Origin of the sequence: Streptomyces fuscichromogenes, assembly GCF_014645815.1 — a bacterium.
GTDB lineage: Bacteria > Actinomycetota > Actinomycetes > Streptomycetales > Streptomycetaceae > Streptomyces > Streptomyces fuscichromogenes.
In genome coordinates, this window is the sequence record NZ_BMML01000022.1 from 183,249 (window position 1) to 204,609 (window position 21,361).

The 21,361-nt window shown below is 71.8% G+C and carries 14 protein-coding genes; all 14 read right to left on the reverse strand.

The window, feature by feature from the left end; translation table 11 throughout:
• Position 1: 1 nt before the first annotated feature.
• The 14 genes from IEZ11_RS37080 to IEZ11_RS37145 all read right to left on the reverse strand — a co-directional run bounded on the left by IEZ11_RS37080 (position 2) and on the right by IEZ11_RS37145 (position 19,845).
• Positions 2-649 (reverse strand): PIG-L deacetylase family protein, encoded by a 648-nt coding sequence (locus IEZ11_RS37080; RefSeq protein WP_189267386.1) that lies wholly within the window; start codon positions 647-649, stop codon positions 2-4.
• Entirely contained in the window at positions 646-1,440 is a 795-nt protein-coding gene (locus IEZ11_RS37085) for a sugar phosphate nucleotidyltransferase (RefSeq protein WP_189267387.1), read from the reverse strand. Before IEZ11_RS37085 ends, IEZ11_RS37080 begins: the two co-directional genes overlap by 4 nt.
• Complete coding sequence (locus IEZ11_RS37090) at positions 1,437-2,684, reverse strand: class I SAM-dependent methyltransferase (RefSeq protein ID WP_189267388.1); 1,248 nt, start codon at positions 2,682-2,684, stop codon at positions 1,437-1,439. Before IEZ11_RS37090 ends, IEZ11_RS37085 begins: the two co-directional genes overlap by 4 nt.
• On the reverse strand, positions 2,681-3,922 hold the full coding sequence (locus IEZ11_RS37095; RefSeq protein WP_189267389.1) for a glycosyltransferase: 1,242 nt from the start codon (positions 3,920-3,922) through the stop codon (positions 2,681-2,683). The genes IEZ11_RS37090 and IEZ11_RS37095 overlap by 4 nt, the downstream gene beginning before the upstream one ends.
• Before the next feature lie 2 nt (positions 3,923-3,924).
• Complete coding sequence (locus IEZ11_RS37100) at positions 3,925-5,178, reverse strand: O-antigen ligase domain-containing protein (protein WP_189267390.1); 1,254 nt, start codon at positions 5,176-5,178, stop codon at positions 3,925-3,927.
• A gap of 13 nt (positions 5,179-5,191) precedes the next feature.
• Entirely contained in the window at positions 5,192-6,733 is a 1,542-nt protein-coding gene (locus IEZ11_RS37105) for a right-handed parallel beta-helix repeat-containing protein (RefSeq protein WP_189267391.1), read from the reverse strand.
• An 8-nt stretch (positions 6,734-6,741) separates the two neighbouring features.
• Positions 6,742-8,688, reverse strand: coding sequence for a heparinase II/III family protein (locus IEZ11_RS37110; RefSeq protein WP_189267392.1), 1,947 nt, complete (start codon positions 8,686-8,688; stop codon positions 6,742-6,744).
• Positions 8,685-10,874: a bi-domain-containing oxidoreductase gene (locus IEZ11_RS37115; RefSeq protein ID WP_189267393.1), complete on the reverse strand. Its 2,190-nt coding sequence runs from the start codon at positions 10,872-10,874 to the stop codon at positions 8,685-8,687. Before IEZ11_RS37115 ends, IEZ11_RS37110 begins: the two co-directional genes overlap by 4 nt.
• A gap of 16 nt (positions 10,875-10,890) precedes the next feature.
• Entirely contained in the window at positions 10,891-12,825 is a 1,935-nt protein-coding gene (asnB, locus tag IEZ11_RS37120; protein WP_189267394.1) for an asparagine synthase (glutamine-hydrolyzing), read from the reverse strand.
• Positions 12,826-12,828: 3 nt separating this feature from the next.
• Positions 12,829-14,349 carry a Wzz/FepE/Etk N-terminal domain-containing protein gene (locus IEZ11_RS37125; protein ID WP_189267395.1) on the reverse strand — a complete coding sequence of 507 codons (1,521 nt, stop codon included), beginning with the start codon at positions 14,347-14,349 and terminating at the stop codon, positions 12,829-12,831.
• A complete protein-coding gene (locus IEZ11_RS37130) occupies positions 14,346-15,716 on the reverse strand; it encodes a Wzz/FepE/Etk N-terminal domain-containing protein (protein WP_189267396.1) in 1,371 nt (456 codons plus the stop codon). The genes IEZ11_RS37125 and IEZ11_RS37130 overlap by 4 nt, the downstream gene beginning before the upstream one ends.
• The gene (locus IEZ11_RS37135; RefSeq protein WP_189267397.1) at positions 15,713-16,978 is read right to left on the reverse strand and encodes a glycosyltransferase family 4 protein; all 1,266 of its coding nucleotides are present in this window, start codon (positions 16,976-16,978) and stop codon (positions 15,713-15,715) included. The genes IEZ11_RS37130 and IEZ11_RS37135 overlap by 4 nt, the downstream gene beginning before the upstream one ends.
• Positions 16,968-18,284 (reverse strand): nucleotide sugar dehydrogenase, encoded by a 1,317-nt coding sequence (locus IEZ11_RS37140; protein WP_189267398.1) that lies wholly within the window; start codon positions 18,282-18,284, stop codon positions 16,968-16,970. Before IEZ11_RS37140 ends, IEZ11_RS37135 begins: the two co-directional genes overlap by 11 nt.
• 82 nt (positions 18,285-18,366) lie before the next feature.
• The gene (locus tag IEZ11_RS37145; protein ID WP_189267399.1) at positions 18,367-19,845 is read right to left on the reverse strand and encodes a sugar transferase; all 1,479 of its coding nucleotides are present in this window, start codon (positions 19,843-19,845) and stop codon (positions 18,367-18,369) included.
• Positions 19,846-21,361: the final 1,516 nt, after the last annotated feature.

Genomic DNA, 21,361 nt, shown 5'->3' on the forward strand with positions numbered 1-21,361 from the left:
TTCAACCCCCCAGGTTGAGCGTGAGTTTGGTGACGGAGAACGCCTCGGCGTAGCGCGTGTGGCATTCGATGCCGCGGATCCGGGCGAGGCCCAGGAAGGCCTCCCGGTCGTACCAGGGGCGGTGCCGCTGCGAGGGGTAGTGCTCCTGCAGCAGCCGCACCTTCTGCTCGGCGGTCTCGGGCGTCAGCGGCTGGTAGGCCGCCGGCCGGCCGAGATCACCGTCCCACTTGACGATCTCGTAGCCGAGCACGAGGTGGTCGCGGAACGCGGTGGGCAGCAGCCGCGCCAGGCCGCGGTGGTCCTGGTGCGCGTCGTCGGTGCGCGGCGCGAGGATCAGCTCCGGGTCGGTCCGCTCGCGCAGTTCCTCGACCGCGGCCTTGGCCTCCTCCCAGTGCGCCGGGAGCCGGCCGTCGGGCAGCTTGAGCACGGTCAGCCGCAGGTCGGCACCCGGGCAGAAGGCGGCGAGCGCGGCCTGCTCCTCCTGCTCGCGCTCGCTGCCGCCGCCGGAGAGCACCAGCGCGTCGACCCGGATGCCCGGCCGCGCCTGGCACAGCGTCAGCAGCGTGCCGCCGGCGCCGATGGCGATGTCGTCGCAGTGCGCGCCCACCGCGACGATCCGGTCCAGGGGTCCGGCCCCGAGCCGGATCACGCTTCGGCTCCGGCGGTGTCCCGCTCCCACACGGCCCACGGGCGGTCGCCGCGGGTGTAGGCCTCGTCGAGCGCGGCCCGCTCCTTGACGGTGTCGGTCGGCTTCCAGAAGCCGCGGTGCTGGTGCGCCACCAGCCGTCCCCGCTTGGCCAGTTGGGCGCAGCCGTCGGCGACCAGGTCGCCGTTCTCCGGTATGTGGTCGAAGATCTCCTGGCGGAGCACGAAGTAGCCGCCGTTCTCCCACAGCGGCAGTTCGCTGACCGCGGTGATGCCTCCCACCAGGCCGTCCTCGCCCAACTCCACGCAGTGGAAGGACGACTGCGGCGGGACCACCATCATCGACGCCCCGGCGTCGCGCGCGGCGAACTTGTCGATCATCTCCGGCAGCGGGGCGTCGGTGAGCACGTCGGCGTAGTTGGCGAGGAACATCTCGTCGCCGTCCAGGTGGTGCCGTACCCGGCGCAGCCGCTCCCCGATGGGGGACTCGATGCCGGTCTGCGCGAACGTGATCGTCCAGTCGGCGATGTCGGTGGAGAGCAACTCGGTCTGCCCGCGCCGCAGGACGAAGTCGTTGGACGTGGTCTCCTCGTAGTTGAGGAAGAAGTCCTTGATGTGGTGGGCGCCGTACCCGAGGCAGAGGATGAACTCGGTGTGCCCGAAGTACGCGTAGTAGCGCATGACATGCCAGATCAGCGGTCTCGGGCCGACCATCGCCATCGGTTTGGGCACGTCGTCGGAGGCACCGCTGCGCATGCGCATCCCGTAACCGCCGCAGAACAGGACGACCTTCATGCTGTGACCTCTTTCGCGGCCTCGACGATGCTCAGTTCCGGGATGGGAAAGACCAGCCGGCCGCCCCACTCGTGGACGAAGGACAGCTGCTCGGCCAGTTCGGCCCGCAGGTTCCACGGGAGCACGAGGACGTAGTCCGGCCTGTCGGCGGCTATCCGCTCGGGCGACAGGATCGGGATGCGGGTGCCCGGGGTGAACCTGCCGTGCTTGTAGGGGTTTCGGTCGACGGTGTAGGCGAGCAGGTCGGGGCGGATGCCGCAGTGGTTGAGCAGGGTGTTGCCCTTGCCCGGGGCGCCGTAGCCGACGACCGTCTCGCCGCGTTCGGCCGCGTCGATGAGGAACCGCAGCAGGTCGCGGCGGACCTTGGCCACCCGGGCGGAGAACTCGGCGTACCCGGACAGCTCCTGGAGCCCGGCGGCCTTCTCCCGGTCCAGTACGTCCGCCACCCGCCGGGTCGGCTCGCCGGCCGCCTCGGCCGGGCGGGCCCACAGCCGGATGGAGCCGCCGTGCGTGGGCAGCAGTTCGACGTCCACGAGCGTGAGTCCGCCGCTCGCCAGCGCCCGGATCGCGGACGCGACCGTGTAGTACTGGAAGTGCTCGTGGTAGATCGTGTCGTACTGGTTCTCCTCGATCAGGGTCAGCAGGTGCTGCACCTCGATGGAGACCCAGCCGTCGTCGGCGACCAGCGCGCGCAGTCCCTGGGTGAAGCCGACCACGTCGGGGATGTGCGCGTACACGTTGTTGGCGACGACCAGGTCGGCCGGGCCGTGTTCCGCGCGGACGGCGGTACCGGTTTCCGGTGACAGGAACTCGGTGAGCGTGGGCACGCCCGCCTCCCGTGCCGTCGCGCCGACGTTCACCGACGGTTCGATGCCGAGGCAGCGGATCCCCCGGTCCACCACGTGCCTCAGCAGGTACCCGTCGTTGCTCGCCACCTCGACCACGAAGGCGTCGGGGCCGAGCGGCAGCCGCTGTACGGCGTCGGCGACGAACGTGCGCGCGTGCTCCACCCAGGAGGTCGAGAAGGAGGAGAAGTAGGCGTACTCCTTGAACGTCTCCTCCGGTGTGATCAGCGGAGGGATCTGCGCGAGCCAGCAGTCGGTGCAGACCCGCAGGTGCAGCGGGTAGGCCGGCTCCGGCTCGTCCAGTTGGTCCGCGGCGAGAAAGCTCTCACATGGCGGCGTCGCCCCGAGGTCGACGACGCTCGCCATCGCTTCCGAGCCGCAGAGTCGGCATCGTGTCATCTGCTGTCCCCATCCCCCCTGCTCGCGCGGGTCTCCCCGGCACGAGCCTGTGCTGACCGCCCCGCGATCGCGGTGCGGTACTCCTCCAGCAGGCGCTCCAGGCCGACGGCCGGGCTGAATCCCTGCTCGTAGCGGCGGCGGGCCGCCTGGCCCATCTCCCGGTTGCGGGCCGGGTCGGCCGCGATCCGGCGTATGCAGGACGCGAGCGAGGCGGGCTCGCCCGGCCGGTGCAGCAGCCCGGTGACGCCGTCCTCGACGAGTTCGACGAAGGCGCCGTGGCCGGCGGCGACGGTCGGCACCCCGGCCGCCATCGCCTCCACGACCACCAGGCCGAACGCCTCCAGCCAGGTCGAGGGAGCCACCACGGCGACCGACCGCGCGACGGCCTTGCGGCACTCCGCCGGGTCCAGCAGGCCGACGTAGCGGACGTCGTCCCGGTCGGCCGCCCAGGCGGTCACCTCTCGCTCCAGCGGCCCCGTGCCGGCGATCACGAGCGGCACGCCCACACCGCCGGCCGCCGCGGCCTCGTCCCACGCGGCCATCAGCAGCCGTACCCCCTTGGCCTCCGCGAGCCGGCCCAGGTAGAGCAGGTACTCGCCCTCGCCTTCCCGGCAACTGCCCGGGTCGGGAACGAAGTTGTGCTTCACCGCGAGCCGCTCGGCCGGCATGCCGGAGCGCACCAGGACGTCGCGCTGAGCCGCGGAGATGCAGAGGAAGCGCTCCACGCCGGACCACCACCGCCGCCGGTTGACCGACATGCTGACCGCGAGCGGCACGGTCGCGAGGCGGGAGTCCCGGTAGCAGCCGTGCCGGACGGCGGGCAGCGGTGCGGTGCCGACGCACTCGGTGCACGGCCGGCCGTCCCGCTGCAGCGTGCCGGGCGGGCAGACCTGGGTGTAGTTGTGCAGCGTGGCCACGGCGGGCACCCCGGCGTCGGCGCACGCGGCGAGGACCGCGGGCGACAGGAGCGGGAAGACGTTGTGGACGTGCACCACGTCCGGCCGCTCGGTGCGCAGCCGGGCGGCGAGTTCCGTGCGGACCGCCGGGTTCCACGGCACGAGGAGCGGCACCGCGACCTTGCCGAGCAGCGACCGGCCGGCGATGTCGTCGCTGCGCCGCTCGAACACCTCGACCCGGTGGCCGGCCGCGCGCAGCAGTTCCACCTCCTGGTCGACGACCTTGTTCTCCCCGCTCGGCTGCGCCGAGCCGTAGCGGTTGTGCACCACGAGGACGTGCATGCTCAGGCCACCTCCGGTCCCTGGGCGAGTTGTCGAGGGGCTCCGGGCGTCGCGGCGGGTACCGCCAGCAGCGAGGCGGCCAGGGCCAGATGCAGCAGATACGGCGAGGCGTCGCCGAGACCGGCCTCGGTGTACGAGGCGATCGCGCAGTAGCTGATCAGGAAGATGGCGCAGGCTCTCTCCAGCGACGGTGGCCGCAGCAACGCGACACCGCCCAGCACGACGATGATCACCGCGACCAGGGTGACGCCGACCAGACCCTGCTCGTTGTAGACGGCCAGCCAGCTGTTGTCGATCGGCAGCCCGCCGAACGACTTGTCGCCCAGGCCCACGCCGAGGAACTTCTCCGAGGTCGACCGGGGCGCGGCGAGCAGGGCGTCCCAGACCTTGGCCCGGCCGGTGAGGCTGGAGAAGTTCTCCTTGCTCTGTCCGCGCAGGAACCAGGTCTGCAGGGCGCCGGCGAACCCCACCGCGGCCACCGCGGAGCACAGCACCGCCCAGGTGAAGAACCGGCGGGCGGCCGCGCTGGTCAGGATGAGCGAGCCGATCGCCAGCGCCAGCCCCAGGAGCAGGCCGAGCGTGGCCGTCCGGGTATGGGTCAGCGCGAGCAGCACGAAGGACGGCACGATGACCACCGCGGCGCTCGTCCGGTCGATCCGGTGGCCCAGCAGGAGCAGCACGGCGAGCCCGATGATCACCGCCGCGTACTGCCCGATCTGCGGCGGGGTCAGCGGCCACAGAGCGCCGACCAGACGTCCGCCGTAGAGGTCGGGCAGGGCCGCGCCCGGTGAGACGACGAGGCCGGCGGCCACCGACCCGAGCACCGCGAAGTAGGCCCGGATGTGGTGGCGGACGAACGTCAGGCTGCCGTCCCACCAGCGGGTGAGCAGCCACAGTGTGCCGACGAAGAGAGTCAGCCGGAAGCAGCGGAACAGCGCGCCGAACCCGGACTCCAGGTTCGCGCTGGAGATCACGCTCGACACCAGCAGCAGGGTGAGCACCAGCAGGTAGGCGCTGGGCCGGATGCGCAGCCGGACGTTGACCACGAGCGCCAGCGCGAACGCGGCGACCAGTGCCCCCATGGTGACCATCTGGATGAGGGAGCGGGGCAGCGGGACGATGGTCTTCGCCCCGGCGGAGCCGAGCGTGTTGAGGACCAGCAGCCCCCAGACGATCCCGACGATCCTCGGGGTGCCGGCGGAGCGCGGTCCGGCGCCGGACCGCGTGTCCGCCTGCGTGTCCGTCTCTGTGTTCATCTGCTTGTCCATCTCAGCCACCGGCCCGTGGGTCGAGGGTGCTGCCCGCGTCCTGCCGGTAGTCCGTGCCCTGCCACTCGTCGAAGTCGAACACCCGGCTCGGGTCGTAGGCGACGAACTCCCACGGTCCGACGTAGACGTTGTGGTGCCAGCGGTTGTCCTGTTCGTGGGTGATCGCCTCGGCCACCTTCTCGCCCTTGTACGGCGACCAGTCCGGATAGGTGCCGTAGTTGGACAGCACCGCCATGCGGTCGCACATCTCCGTGCACTGGACCACGGACTCGTCGAGCACGAAGCGGTTGTCGTGGATGTCCACGCGCTGGGTCTTCCACCGGCAGTCGGAGTACAGCGGTGCCTTGGCGATCGCCGGCTCCACGCAGCGGTGCGGGTCCTTCACCAGCAGCGTGCAGTCACCGGACGAGGTGTTGGCCGGGCTGTTGCAGAAGCGGTCGGCGTTCTCCCACAGGGTGATCCCGGACCAGTTGTTCTCCAGCACGTTCCGGTAGATCTCGATCTTGTCGGTGCGGGCCCTGACCCGTGGTTCGCCGCCGGACTCGGACAGGTAGACGGTCGCGTACGGGAAGTTGTCGCCGCGGTCCGCGTACCTGCGGCCCTCGACCCAGTTGTTCCGCCGGATCGTGTTGTTCCGGATGATCGCGTTGTAGCTGGTCTCGTAGATCAGCGCGGCACCGTCGTTGTTCTCCAGCACGTTGTTCTCGATGAGGAAGTCGTTGTTGTTCGTGTCCGCCCACAACCCGGCTCCGCGGTTGTCGTGCACCCAGTTGCCGCGTACGTCGGCGCCGTTGACGGCCCAGAACTTGATGCCTCCGCTGCAGCCGCAGCCTTCCTGCTTCCGCTCCCAGTTGTCGGTGTTGTTGCCCACGATCTCGTTGTCCTCGACCACCAGGCCGCTGATACCGCCGCCGCCCTTGTACGCGTTCATTCCGTACTGCCCGTTGTCGCGCAGGCAGCTGGCGCGGACCTGCTGACGGGCTCCGGCCATCAGGCCCGCCCCGGAGTTGTCCTGGATCGTCGTGTGCTCGATCACCCATCCGTCGGCCGAGTCGTGGTTGACCACGCCCTCGTTCTGCGGTGCGACGAAGTGCTGCACGGTCAGGTAGCGGATGGTGACGTCACGGGCGGTGCCCGCGAACGCGTACTGGTTCTTCTTCCCGCCGTCGAGCACCGCGCCGGGCGCGCCGAGGTAGCGGTCCCCCTTCTTGGGGATGACCTGGGCGTAGCGGTCCGGGGTGAGCCGGTGCTTGCCCGGTCGAAGCCAGAACGTGGTGTTCGCGGGACTGCTCTTGGTCTTCGACGCCAGGTCGCCGACCACCGCGGGGTCGACCGTCACCGCGCCCGCCGGCGCCTTCGCCGGCCCGGCCGCGGGGTGGGCGCACACCCGGGCCATGGACCGGGCGGCGGACGTGGCCGTGGACGGCGCGGTGCTCGGCTTCGCCGCCGGGGTGCCCGACGTGCTCTCGCAGCCGGTCGCCGTCAGCAGGGCCAGCGCCAGCGGTGCCGCCGCCAACGCCCAGTGCCGTCTCTTGATCCCCACGTGCCCCCCTAGCCGCCGAACCTGAGCACGGTGGTGAACCCGTCCGCGCCGTCCGTGGTACCGGTGCCGACCAGCGTGGTGGTGGGTTCCTTGCGTCCGAATCCGGCGGAGTACCAGCCCAGCGGCGGGGCGGTCTCGCCCCGATGCGCCCGCCAGGACAGCTGTCCGGGCAGGTCGAGCACCGCGGAACGCCCCTCGCCGTCCCGGATCCAGGTGAGCACCGCCCGGTTCCCCACCAGGTCCGCGGCGATCTCCGGGCCCAGGTGGAACGCCAGTCGCACGGTCCGGTGCGGGCCGCGCACCTCGTCGACCACCGTCAGCTCCTGGCTCGCGGCCGTCAGCTCCACCCGGCGGCGGTGCACGGAGCCCTGGTACCCGTCGTGCTCGGCACACCAGCGGGCCGCGTCCGCACCGGAGGCGTCCGCGGTCAGGACGCGGGTGCGGGCGTGCCGGGTCCACAGGAACGGGCCGCCGGAGACGGACTGGTCGCCGCCGTCCAGTTGCAGCGTGTTGTGGCCGAGGGTGGAGCGGAAGTACTGCCGCCATTCGGGCTGCCCGTGGTAGCAGAACGTCCCCGGGTCGGCGAGCACGTCGACCCCGTCGTGCCGGACCTCCACGGACAGCGCGTCCGCGTGGGCGTGCGCGGCGATGGACAGGAAGCCGTGCGGACCGCCGTCGCAGCGGCACCAGATCCCTCCCGGACCGCGCAGGACGGTCAGCCCCGCGTCGGCGAAGTGGGCGGGCCTGGTCGCCGGGCGGGCGGTCCCGTCCTTCGGGTACGGCCGGATGAGCGCGGCCAGCAGCGGGGTGCGCACATCGGTGGCGGTCACCTCCGGCCACCAGTCGAGGCGGCCGAACACGGCGTCGCCCGTCGCCAGGAGCGAGGCCCAGCGGTCGGTGCCGGCGCCGTCGACGACCAGGCCGTACCCGTCGTCCGCGTCCCCCTGGCGGGGCGGTCGCAGCCGGTCGTCCACCACGGCCGCGAGCGCGTCGGTCATCCGCAGCAGCACCCGCCGCAGCGACGCGGGGACCGGCACGCCGGCGGCGTCCGCCTCGGCCACCGCCGCGAGGCCGAGTTCCAGGACGAGTCCGTGGTACTCGGTGGCCAGCTCGCGGTTGAGACCGGAGTCGAAGGTGTTGGCGCGCAACTGCCGCTCCAGCGACCGCAGCGCGGCGGACCGCCAGCGGGCCGAGGCGGGGAACCAGCCGAAGGCGCAGGCCGCGGCGAACTGCCCGGCGGTCTCGGCGATGACGTGGTTGTTCGCCGAGGAGCCCCGGCTGGGGAAGGCGGCCAGCCAGCGCTGGTGGTGCCAGATCTGGTTCAGCGCGACCGGGTTGTCCTCGAACAGCCCGGCCGCGCCCGGCCAGTCGTCGAGCAGCCGACGGATCCACACCCAGGACAGCAGCCGGATGCCCAGCTCGATGCCGCTGATCCAGTGCACGCCCCGCAGCGGGGGGTTGGCCGTCCACCAGGACCGCAGATGCCCGGCCACCCGCTCGGCGTACCGCTCGTCCGCGGTGACCGCGTAGGCGGCGGCGAGCACGGTGAGGTACTGGTGCCGGGACGGCTCCCAGATCTGCTTGATGTCGCCGGCCACGTCCTCGTCGCGGTACGGCACGTCGAAGGCGTGGCCCGAGGGGGCCCGGCGCCCGGTCTTCGGGTCGTACGCCCAGTCCGGGTCGGTGAGGTCGTCACGGACCACCCCGAAGAACTCGGCGTGTCCGGCCATCAGTCGGTCCGCCTCGGCGACGAGCCGTTTCACGGCGTCCGGCGGGACCTCGGCGATCGTGCCCGCGGGCAGGACCGCGGTGAAGCGGGCGCCGCTCACGCTCGGGCAGTCGGGCCGCGCCGACCGCCACCGCCGTCTGCGCACCGTGTCGCCCGCCCGGCCCGCGACCTCGCGCGGACCCATCCGGGACAGCCGGCGCAGGTACCAGCCCGCGCTCATGGTCACGGCGTCCTCGCCAACGTCACCGGCGCGCCGCCGGCCAGGCCGGTCCCCACGGCGAGCGTGGCCGCCGTGGTGGCGACCAGCGACTCCAGCGGTACCGGCATCGGCCCGCCGGTCCGCACGGCCTTGACGAACGCGGCGAGTTCGGCGTTCTGCCCCTTGTCCCGGGCCTTGGGCAACCGCGAACTGACCCACTTCCTGGGGCCGTGGACCGAGGCACGGACGAAGTCGTCGAGCCGCAGCACCTTGCCGTCGGCGACCAGGTCCAGGGTCTCCTTGGGGAAGCCGGGGGCGCCGGTGGTGACGTAGCTGATGGTGGCGGTGGATCCGTCCGGGTAGCGCAGCACGACCTGGAGGTCCTCGTTGCCGGGCGCGGCCGTCGCGTACACGGAGACCGGGTCGGCTTCGAGGAGCCAGCTCGCCGTGTCGATGAAGTGGCCGCCCTCCCCTGCGAACCGCGAGCCCTCGGCGGCCTGTTGGAGGTACCAGCTGCCGTGTTGCAGCTTGCCCGCGTTGACCAGGTAACGCAGGTTCGCCGGACCGGTCCGGGTGCCGAACCGCTCCCTGGCCTCCGTCAGCAGCGGTGCGAACCGGCGGTTGAAGCCCACCTGGAGGCGGTCGTTGCCGGACTCCTGCACCGCCGCGAGCACTCCGGCCAGCTCGTCCTCGGTGAGGGCCAGCGGCTTCTCCACGAACACGGTCTTGCCTGCCAGCAGTGCCTGCCGGGTCAGTTCGGCGTGCGAGCTGTGCCGGGTGACCACGAACACCGCGTCGATCGACTTGTCGCCGAGCACCGCGTCGAGGTCGGTGGTCGCCTCGGCGAAGCCGAACTTCCGCTGCGCGTTGGCCCCGGAGAGCGCCGTCGTGGTGACGACGGTCGCCAGCTCGACGCCTTCGCGCCGGGCCAGGTGCGGCAGCAGCATCGACGTCGCGTAGTTGCCGGCGCCGACGAACGCGAGACGCACCGCGGAGGTGGCGGACCGGGCCGGGGCGGACACCCTGGCGGTGCGAGGCACCGCGGGCACGGCCACCGCCGAGGCCTCGGTCTCCCCCGCTTCCGCTTCCTGCTCGGGGTACCGGAACAGCACGGCGACGGCCTTGAGTTCACCGTCCTTGAGCCGCCGGTACGTCTCGACCGCGTCTTCGAAGTCGGCGACGTGGGAGATCAGCGGCTCCACGTCGACCCTGCCCCGGGCGACGAGGTCCAGGAAGCAGGCCAGGTTGCGGCGCTCGGTCCAGCGGACGTAGCCGATCGGGTAGTCGCGGCCCTCCAGCTCGTACGACGGGTCGTAGCGCCCGGGGCCGTAGGAGCGCGAGAAGCGGACGTCGAGTTCCTTCTCGTAGTACGCGTTCCACGGCAGGTCCAGGCGGCACTTGCCGATGTCGACGACCCGGCCGCGGTCCCGCGCGAGCCGGGCGGCCAGCTCGACGGGCTGGTTGCTGCCACCGCCGGCGGCCAGGAACACCTGGTCCACGCCGTGGCCGTCGGTGAGTTCGGCGACGGCGGCCTCCACGGCCGGGGACGCGGGGTCGCCGCAGGCCGCGGCGCCCAGGCGCGCGGCGAGTTCGCAGCGTGCCGGGTCCGGGTCGGCGCCGACCACGCGGACGCCCGCCGCGGTGAGGAGCTGCACCACCAGCTGCCCGATCAGTCCGAGGCCGATGACCAGCGCCACCTCGCCGAGCTGCGGCTCGCCCTGGCGGACGCCCTGCATCGCGATCGACCCGACGGTGCCGAAGGCCGCGTGGCGCGGCGCCAGGCCGTCCGGCACCGGGGTGTAGAGGTTCTTCGGCACCCAGTTCAACTCGGCGTGCAGCGCGTGCTCGTTGCCGGCGCAGGCCACCAGGTCGCCGACCTTCACATCGTCGATCCCGGCGCCGACCTGCTCGACCACCCCGCACAGCGAGTAGCCCAGCGGGGTGTAGGAGTCCAGCTTGCCCATCACCTTGCGGTAGGTGGCGGGCAGTCCGTTGGTGGCCACGCTCTGCATGACCTTGGCCACCTGGTCCGGCCTGGAGCGGGCCTTGCCCAGCATCGACATGCCGGCCTCGGACACCTTCATGAGCTCGGTACCGGTGGAGATCAGCGAGTAGGCGCTGCGCACCAGCACACCGCCCGCCTTGCACCCCGGCACCGGAACGTCGAGCACCGCCAGCTCGCCGCTCTTGTAGTTCTGTACGACCTGCTTCACCGAAGTCCCCTGATTCCTAAGCCGTCAACCGAGTGCTCTGGCCGGACCCGGAGGTCGCGTCGCGATACCAGTACTCGAGGGTCAGTACGTGCCACAGATGCTTGGAGTAGTCCCGCTGCCCGGCGGCGTCCTCGGCGACGAGCCGCTGCAGCGCGTCACGGCGCAGGAACCCGGAGCGGACCAGCTCGCCGTCGTTGACCACCTCGCGCACCAGCGGTGCCAGGTCCCGGCTCATCCAGGCCCGCAGCGGGGCGCTGAACAGGCCCTTGGGCCGGTACACGATCTCCCGGGGCAGGACCGAGGTGGCCGCCTCCTTGAGGACGGCCTTGCCCTGCCGTCCGACGATCTTGCGGTCGCCTGGCACCGCGAACGCCGCCCTGACCACCTCGACGTCCACGTACGGCACGCGTACCTCGGTGGAGGCGGCCATGCTGGAGCGGTCCGTGTAGGCGAGGTTCAGGCCCGGCAGGAACATCCGGGCGTCGGTGAGGCACATGCGGTTGACGAAGTCGTCGAGGTCGTTGTCCCGGTAGACGTCCGCGTGCTCGGTCAGTACGTCGTCGACCGTCCCGGCCAGGTCCGGATCGAGCAGCGCGAGCAGCTCGTCCTGGTCGTACATGGTGTAGCTGCGCCGGAAGGCGGTCTCCTCCGGCAGGTCGGCGAAGGAGAGGAACCGCTTCGCGAAGCGCACCGACCGGTACCCCCGGCGGCTCGTCGCGACCGGCAGCCGGTCCACGGCCCCGGACACCCCGCGCCGCAGGGGCCGCGGGACCCGCTGGTAGCGCAATGCGAGCAGGTTGGCCAGGTGCTTGCGGTACCCGGCGAACAGCTCGTCCGCGCCCATCCCGGAGAGCATCACCTTCACCCCGGCCTCGCGTGCGGCCATGCAGATCAGGTACGTGTTGATGGCGGCGGGGTCGCCGATCGGCTCGTCCAGGTGGTACGTCATCCGCGGCAGCATGTCGAGCACGTTCGGCGCGATCTCGATCTCGTGCAGCTCGACGCCGAACTGCGCGGCGACCTGCCGGGCGTAGCGCAGGTCGTCCGGCATCGCCTCGAACTTCGCGTCCTCGGCGCGGAACCCGATCGTGTAGGCGGAGATCCCGGGCTGGTGGCGGGCCGCCAGCGCGGTCAGCCAGCTGGAGTCGAGGCCGCCGGAGAGGAAGGTCGCCACCGGTACGTCGGAGAGCAGGTGCCGCCGGGTCGACTCCTCGACGATGGCGGCCAGGTCCGGCTGTTCGCCGGCGCGGGCCCGCTCCCGGCCCTCGGCGGCGACGTCCTTCAGGTTCCAGAACCGGCCGCGCTGCACGCGGCCGTCGGGCCGGACCCTCAGCCAGCTCCCCGGCGGCAGCTTCTCCGCCTCGCGGAACGCGCACCGTGAGTCCGGCACCCAGTAGTAGAGCAGCGAGGCCACCAGCGCGGCATCGTCCACCTGCAAGGACCTGCCGGTCGCGGCGGAGAGCGCCTTGAGCTCGGAGGCGAACACCAGGCCCCCGCCGCGCCGGAGCAGGAACAGCGGCTTGATGCCGAGCTGGTCGCGGGCGAGCACCAGGTCGCCGGTGCGTTCGTCGAAGACGCCGAACGCGAACATGCCGCGCAGCCGGGGCAGACAGTCCGTGCCCCAGCGCCGCCAGGCCTCCAGGAGCACCTCGGTGTCGGAGGTGCCGCGGAAGCGGACCCCGGTGGCTTCCAACTCGGCACGGAGTTCGGGCGCGTTGTACAGCTCGCCGTTGTAGGTCAGGACGAGGCCGTCCGAGACCATCGGCTGGGCGCCGGTCTCGGACAGGTCGATGATGGCCAGCCGGCGGTGCCCCAGGTGCACCTCGCCGTCCCCGGCGGGGTGGCTGTACCGGCCCGCCCCGTCCGGACCGCGGTGGGCGAGGGTGTCGGTGAGCCGGTCGGTCACCGCCTTTCCGTCCGGCCAGCGGTAAGTGCCTGCGATGCCACACACGTGCTACCGCACCTCCTGGTCGTTCTCCGGGCCCCGGGCGGCCCACACCGGCTGCCGCTCCGAGCGCCGCTGGCCCGTCCCGACCTGCCGGGCCGGCCGCTCGCTGCGGCCGCGCAGCGCGGTCTGCAGCCCGTCCCACAGCGTGCCGTCGGTCCGGTCCCGCGGATCGGGGTCGATCAGCACCACACCGATCACCGGGATGCGCTGGTCCGCGAGCTGCCGTGCCACGGTGTGCAGCCAGGCGGCGCTGCCGTGCCCGGCCCGTACCACGAGCACGGTCTGGGCACCGAGGTACTGGAGGTCGGTCCACGCCGTGCCGGGCGCCACCGAGCCGACACCGATCCGGCGCTCCTGAGGCGGCAGGGTCGCGGCCCGCTCGCCGCCGACCACGGTCGGGTCGCCCGGCTTCTGGCGGTGGCGGGCCAGCTGCGCGCCGGGCAGGCCGTCGACGACGGTCACCGGGCCCTCCGCCGCCATCGACCTGGCGAGGTCCAGGGCGATCGCGCCGGTGGCGCGCACACAGCCCAGTTCGAGCAGCGACACCGGTTCGGCGGAGCCGCGCGTGGTGCGGGCCAGGGTCGCGGTGAGCCGTTCGCGGGTCAGCCGGGTGCGCCGGCGCTGCCACGGCCTTCCGTTGCGGCGGGGCAGCTCCGCGATGACGGAGGCGCCCAGGTTCGCCGCGATGTCCCGGCGCAGCACGGGGCGGTCCGCCACCACCGTGCCGACCGCGGCCACCGCGAGCCCGAGGAAGAGGCCGAGGACGAGCCCGACCACGGCGTCGGTGACAACGGCCTTGGGCAGGGACTGCGGCAGCGCGCGCGGGGCGTCCACGATCTGCGTGCCGGCGACGACCGCGGGCGTGCCGGTCCGTGCCTCCGCGGCGCGTTCGTCGAAATCGGAGATGCGGGAGTCGAGTTCGGCGCGGCGGGCGAAGAGCGACTCCAGGGTCGCCGACGCCTTCGGGTCGGTGTCCGCGGACTGGTTTCCGATCTCCTTGTTGACCTGGGCGAGTTCGACCCGCATGCGGTCCCGCTGGTCGAGCAGGGCCTGGGCCTCGGCCTTCGCGGTGTCCTTCATCCGCTGCACGTGGTCGGCCACGAACGCGTCGGCCAGCGCCTTGGCCCGGGCCACCGCCTGGGCGTCGGTGTCGCCCGTCACGGTGATCTGGAGCAGGTTGTTGGTCAGCCCGGTGCCCCGGTACTCCTGCATGAAGTCCTCGGGTTTCTCCGGGGACTTGAGGGACTTCAGGGCCTTGTCGGCGATCTGCGTGGTCTGGAGCACCTGGACGTCGGTGCGGATCAGCGTCCCGGTGTCGTTCGGCTGGTCCTCCGCGTGCGCGACCAGCACCTTGGTCACCGCGGTCGGCGACGGCGGCTTCAGGACCGCCAGCGCGGTGCCGGCCAGCAGGCCGAGGAGCGCCATGGAGTACCAGAGACGGCGGCGCCTGCGCACCGCCACCACCAGGGCCTGGAGATCGAGAAGCGGAGCCGCGGCCGACGGCTCCGGGGTCGTGTTCGTCATCACGCCTGGCCTCCCGTCGTGTGGCCGGGGACCGCGAGCGCGAGCGTGGCGTCGTCCGGAGGAGGTGGGGCAGAGCGGGTCTCGCGGGCGCGGACCGGGTCGGCGACGACGATGCCGACGACCTCGTGCCGTCCGTCCGCACAGGACTCGGCGATGCCGGCGAGTTCCTCCGCGGTCCAGCTGCCCGCGCTGAGGACGACCAGGGCGCCGGACTCGGTGCCGCGGTCCGGCACGATCGGCCGGTCCACCGAGACCTCCACCACCCGTAGCTGCGGATCGCTCTTGGCCTCGGCGGCGAGCTGTGCGGCGGCCCGGCGGGCGAGCTCGTCGCCTTCCGGTACGACCACCAGCAGCCGTCGGGGGGTGGGCAGTTGGTCCCGCAGGCGGGCGCACACCCGCCGGTAGCGGATCCGCCGGCCGGCCTCGTCGTCGGCTCTTCGCGGGGTCGGCAGGTCCCACCGGGTGTCGGTGCCGAGGAGGCGGCGGAGCAGGCCCGGCCGGCCACCGTTCTGCGGCCGGTGCGTGCCGCGCCGGCCGTCGGCCACCTCGACGGTGCCCAGCAGCGCCGAGCCCAGCGCCGCGGTGATCTCCGGTTCGGTGCGCAGCCGGCGGTTCATCCGGGCGGCGACGAGATGGCCGATGACCGCGAGCAGGAAGAACAGCAGCGCTCCCGCGCCGATGAGCTGCACCCTCGTGGGCGGTGCCTCACCGGTCGGCCGGGGGGCCGGTCCCATGACGACCATGCCGGCCTTGTTGCTCGCCGGGTCGGCCTCGTCCAGCTTCGTCATGGCCTCCTCCAGCGAGGTGCTGAGCTTCTCCAGCTCCGTCCGGGCCTGTACGCCCTCCACGGTCTGCCCCGGGTCGGCCGCGTCGGCCAGCTCGGTGATGCGGCGGTTGGTCTCCTCGACCTGGTTGCGCAGTGTCTCGGCCTCCGTGGACGCGGCGGAGTCGGTGCCGCCGCCCGCGATCCGCGCGGCGAACTTCACGAACTGCGCGGCCACTTCGTCGGAGAGCTGCTGTGCGCGCTTCGGGGTGTCGGCCGTGCCGGAGATCTTGATGATGTTCCCGTCGGCGGCCGTGGCGGTCACCCGGTCCCGCAGCTCGGCGTCGCTGACGTCCTTCCAGCCGAGCGTGGCGCCCGCGCGGTCGACCACCGTCGAACTGGTCGCGATGTCGACCTGGGTCAGCAGTTCACGGTCTTCCCACTGCCCCGGCAGCAGGACGGACGCCGAGGTCGTGTACTGCGGCGGAAACAGCACCGAGGCGCCGTAGCCGGCGAGTGCGCCCACGACGGCGAGGACGACGAGAAGCCGCCAGCGCCGTCGGAATATCCGTCCGATGGTGACCAGACGTATCGTGTCTTCGCTCAACTGCGCTGCCTCTTCCCTGTTCTTGCCTGATCCCCCGCCGGGACCGGAGCGTGGTCACGGCAGGCAGCGGCGTAGGCGGCGAGCAGCGACGCCTGCGAGTGCCGCCAGGAGAGCGGCCCGCTCACCCGCTCCTGGCCGATCTTGCCCATCCGGGCCCGCTTGTCCGGATCGTCCAGCAGCAGCGCGATGAGCTCGGCGAACTCGGCCTCGTCGTTGGCGGGCGCGTACACCGCGGCCTCGCCGGCGGAGACCCGCGCCTCCTTCAGGTCGAACGAGACGATCGGCCGGCCCATCGCCATGTATTCGAGGACCTTGTTCATGGTCGACACGTCGTTGAGCGGATTGCGGGGGTCGGGAGAGAGGCAGACGTCCGCGGTGGACAGGTAGCGCACCAGGTCGGCGTCCGGAATGCGTCCGGTGAACTCCACCTGCTCACCGAGCCCGAGCTGCCGGGACAGCTCCACCATCGCGTCGAAGGCGTCGCCGGAACCGACGAACACGGCGTGCCAGTCGGTCCGTCCGAGCTCGTCGCGGAGGTTCGCGAGGGCCCGCAGGGCGTAGTCGACGCCGTCCTGGGGTCCCATGACGCCGAGGTAGCAGAGCAGATGGGGCTTGCCGCGCTTCAACCGCGGCTCCGCCGGGACCGGTTGGAAACGCTCGATCGCGGGCGCGCTGCGCACCACGAAGACGTCCTCCGGTCGCCGGCCGCCTCGGCGCACCGCGACGTCCCGGTAACTCTCGTTCGTGGCGAGGACGATGTCCGCGGCCCGGTAGGTCCGCCGTTCCAGTGCGCACACGGCGCGGTAGAGCAGGTCCTTGCCGCGGCCGAACCGGGAGAGGTACAGCTCGGGTACCAGGTCGTGCTGGTCGAAGACGAACCGCGCGCCGCGCCGCTTCAGCCACAGGGCAGGCAGGAACAGCAGGTCGGGCGGGTTGCAGGCGTGCACCACGTCGACCGGGCCGACCTTGCGGGCCAGCCTGGCGGTGTGCCACAGCGCCGAGCCGTACTCCTTCAGGTAGCCAGCCGGGCCTCCGGTGGCCGCGCGCAACGGGTAGCGGTGGATGCGCACCCCGTCGATCTCGGCCTCCGGTTCCGTGTCGCGCTTGCTGCCCTGCGGACAGATGACGTGCACCGTCCAGCCCGCGTCGCGCAGCGTCGTGCATTCCTGCCACACCCGCCGGTCGAACGGCACCGACAGGTTCTCCACCAGGATCAGCGCGCGGCGGTCCGGACCGCCGCCACTGGTCTCGTTACCAAGCAAGGCCCATGTACCCCGGTTCGGTCCGGCGCGTCTCGGCGTCGGGAAGGCGGATGAGGTCGATGATCACCGGGCCGCCGTCGTGAGGCAGCGACGACAGCACGGCAGGGTCCCTGGTCCCGACGAGGCACACCTCGGCGTGCTCCAGCACCTCGTCGACGGAGTCCGCGAGCAGCTGGGCGAGATGCGGCAGCCGGCTCTCGATGTACTCACGGTTCGCGCCGAGCAGCCGGGAGAGGCTCACATGGGCGTCGTAGATCTTGATGTCGTACCCCTTGCCGAAGAGCCGCTCCGCCAGTTCGACGAGCGGGCTCTCGCGGAGGTCGTCGGTGCCGGGTTTGAAGGACAGCCCGAACAGCCCCACCCGGCGCTTGCCGGTGCGCTCGACCAGGTCCACCGCGCGCTGGAGGTGGTCGGCGTTGGAGGCCAGCACGTGGGAGAGGATGGGCACCGAGACGTCGGCCCGCTGTGCCGCGTGCACCAGGCTGCGCAGGTCCTTGGGCAGGCAGGAGCCGCCGAAGGCGAAGCCGGGGCGCAGGTAGGCGGGGCTGATGTTCAGCTTGCGGTCGGCCAGGAACACGTCCATCACCTGGTGCGAGTCCACTCCGAGCGCCTGGCAGACCGCGCCCAGCTCGTTCGCGAAGCCGATCTTGAGGCCGTGGAACGCGTTGTCGGCGTACTTGATCGCCTCGGCGGTCGGGATCGGCACCCGGAACACCTCGCCGGGCAGGCCGTCGTACAGCGCCGTCACCGTGTCCCCGCTCACCGGGTCGAGCTCGCCGACGACGGTCTTGGGCGGGTCGAAGAAGTCCCGCACGCTGGTGCCCTCGCGCAGGAACTCCGGGTTGACCGCGACCCCGAAGTCCACCCCGGCCGTGCCGCCGACGCTCTTCTCCAGGATCGGCACCAGCAGGTTCAGGCAGGTGCCCGGGAGCATGGTGCTGCGGAACACGACGGTCTGCCGCCCGCCCCTCTCGGCCAGCGCGGCACCGATCTGCTCGGTGACCCGCTCCAGATACGTGGTGCACAGGCTGCCGTTGGGCTCCGACGGCGTGCCCACACAGACCAGCGACACCTCACTGCCCGTGATCGCCTCGCGCACGTCGCCGGTGGCGCGTAGCGCTCCGGTCCGTACGACCTCGGCGATGAGCGTGCCGATACGTTCCTCCACCACCGGAGCCTTGCCGTCGTTGACCAGGTCGACCTTCACCTGGTTGACGTCCACCCCGATGACCTCGTGCCCCATGCTGGCCAGGCACGCGGCCGACACGCAGCCCACGTAGCCGAGGCCGAAAACGCTGACTCTCATGACCCGTCTCTCCCCCCAGGCAGGCCCTTGTGGCCTGCGGTCCGCGCGTCGGCGGAACCTCTGAGTCGCAGCCCCCCGCGCATCAGTAGGCCCCCTGCCCGTGGAGCACCGCACGCATCGTCTTCCACAAGATCACCGTGTCGAGGGCGAGCGACCAGTCCTCCACGTACCGAAGGTCGAGGCGGACCGCCTCCTCCCACGGCAGGTCGCTGCGTCCGCTGATCTGCCACAGGCCGGTGAGCCCGGGTTTGACCAGCAGCCGCCGCCGGATGTCCGGGTCGTACTCGGCGCACTCCTCCGGCAGCGGAGGCCGCGGACCCACGAGCGACATGGATCCGGTGAGCACGTTGAATAGTTGCGGGAGTTCGTCGATCGAGTACCGGCGCAGCACCGCCCCCACCCGGGTCACCCGCGGATCCCGGCGGAGCTTGAACAGCAGTCCCGCGCCCTCGTTGCGGTCGGCGAGCCCGGCACGTGCCCGGTCGGCCCCGACGACCATGGTGCGGAACTTGAGGATCGTGAACTCCCGGCCGTCCTTGCCCACTCTGCGCTGGCGGTAGAAGGCCCCGCCCCGGCTGTTCAGCAGCACGAGCAGCGCGACGGAGATCATCAGCGGGGCGAACAGCATCAGCAGGACCGCCGCGCCCACCCGGTCGACGACCTCCTTGATCGCCCGGCGGCCCCCGGTGAAGGTCGGCAGGCTGACCCGCAGCAGCGGGATCCCGAGCACCGCGTCGACGTGCAGCCGTGGACCGGCCACCTCCATCAGCACCGGGGCGACGACCATCTCGGCATCGCTGCCTTCGAGGTTCCAGGCCAGCCGCTGCAGCCGGTCCGGCGTCCAGTGCGGGTCCGGTGTGACCGCGACGACGCGGAAGCCGTCGTGGCGGACGTACTTGGCGACGTCCGTCAGGCGGCCGACGACCGGCACTCCGTCCAGTTCGTCACCGTCGAGGCCGCGGCCGTCCGTCGTGCACACCGCCTCCACCCGCCAGCCGATGTGCGGGTACTTGCGGGTCCGGCTGATCAGGTCGCACACGGTGGACGGGCTTCCGGCGGCCAGCACCGGTCTCAGGCACCGCCCGTCCTTCCGCCGTCTGTGCAGGGAGAGGCGGAGCAGATACCGCGCGGACATGGTCACGAGCCCGATCGCCGGGATCGCGACGAAGATCCAGAGCTTGATGTTGCGCGAGGTCAGGGCGATCCCGCCGAGCGCGAGTACGACGGTCGCCGCGAACAGCGAGCGGCCGAGCCGGCGGAACTCCTCGGCCCCCTGGCCGAGCACGGCCGGAGCCCACGACCGGCCCACCGCGAGCGACGACAGCACCAGCAACTCGGTGCCGAAGGCGAGAATCCCCCACTTCTCGTGCCAGTTGGCCGCGTCCCGGGCCCCGAAGAACTCGCCGATCCCCGCCACCACGAAGGCCGTGGCCGCGGTATCGCTGATGATCACGGTACGGCGATACCGCTGCTCCCACTCGATCGCCGGTCTGCTGACTGCCCCGTCCGCCAGACGCCTGCGCGCCGGCGGAAAAGGGTCGACTAGTCCCCCCTGCCGCACAGAAACCCCCCGGTCCCCAGTGGTTCGACATGGTGCTTTGACACGCTTCCTCCCCCGGAAGGCCCCCGCCTCCCGCACGCTTCCGCCCCGGGAGGCCCCCCGGCTCCCCGCGCCGCGCTGTTCCTCCCGCGGGCGGCCCCCGCCCCCCGCACAAGACATCCCGGCTACTTCAGCGCTACTTGAACAACCCGCCCTTGCCGCAGCGGACTCGCATGCCCTGCCAGGCTCCCGAACTGCGCGGGAACCCCTCGAAACCCCGAGTGCTCCCCGCACCCGAAGCCCCTCTCGGAACCCAGGAGTTGATCACCCCCACGTCTGGCGCCGGAGACGCGGCTACCGGCCGTCCGCATCGACGGCCCCATAGATCATCATTTGTCGCCTCGTGTCCCAGCATGCGAAGCACGGTCAATCTAGACCATGAAGGGCCGTCTGAAGAGAGGGTTGTGTGGAATTCGTGGTCATCTTTTGAAGCCGGGTCAACGGCCGAACGGGCGTCCACAGGCGCCTCCGCGACCGAAGGCACACCCTGTGACCTCGGACGACGCGAGTTCTCCGGGCCGCGGGCACCTGCCACACCGAGGCGTCCCGACATTGCCAAATGGGCCACAATCAATGCCTGTTAGGCCGATTCCTGTCGAATGAGCAGAGTCTGTGGTCGTGAAGGCGGGCGGTAGACGACACAAGCGAACAGATCTTCACGATTCCGCTCACGCGGACAGACATCGAGGGCACCCTCGGCCGGTCCGCCGCCGTCGACTCCGTGATCACGCGTGCCCACCGGCACGGCGCGCACGGCCCCCGCGAGCCGCACTCACCACCGCCTCACCGGAGTCACCGCCCGTCTTCCCAACAGCGCGCCCACGGAGCCGACTTCGCTCCGGGCGGGGGCGAGGACCCAGCGGCACGAGGAGTTCGGCCAGGCGAACCTCCGGCAGCCGGCCGACAGCCACACCCCGGGCGCCTTCGACGCCGTTCGACGCCCTCCGACTCCCGTCGACCCCCGTCGACCCCCGTCGACTCCCTTCCGCGTCCCTCCGTGCCCTTCCGCGACCGCGGGCCTCACGCGTGCACCCGGCCCGCAGGCAGCCGGGCCGCCGGGGCCGGTGACGGTCCCGCGCGTGATCGCGTCGTGGTCGAAGTGCGCCTCGACCTCCCGCGACCGGGTCCGTGGAGCACCGGCCGCCACACGGAGGCCGTCGGTCCGGGCCCGGACGGGGCGGCGCTCCTGGCGTCCCGGTGCGTGAAGAAGGAGGGCGAGGAGTCGGGCGGCGCCGAGAGCGCTTGCTGTCGCCGTTCCGGACAGCGCGCCCTGGTTGCCGTGGTCCTCCGAGTCAACTCCCCTCGCGGACATGCCCGTTCGGGCAGGGTCCTGAACAGCGGCCGGAGTAAGGCCGGTGACCGACGACATCGGACGTCGGCACATGAAGCGGCCCTGACACCCCGTCCACCACATCCGTGCGCCCGCACCCTTGCGTGCCGGGCCTCCGGCACTTCAAGAAAGCCCTTCCTGCCGACG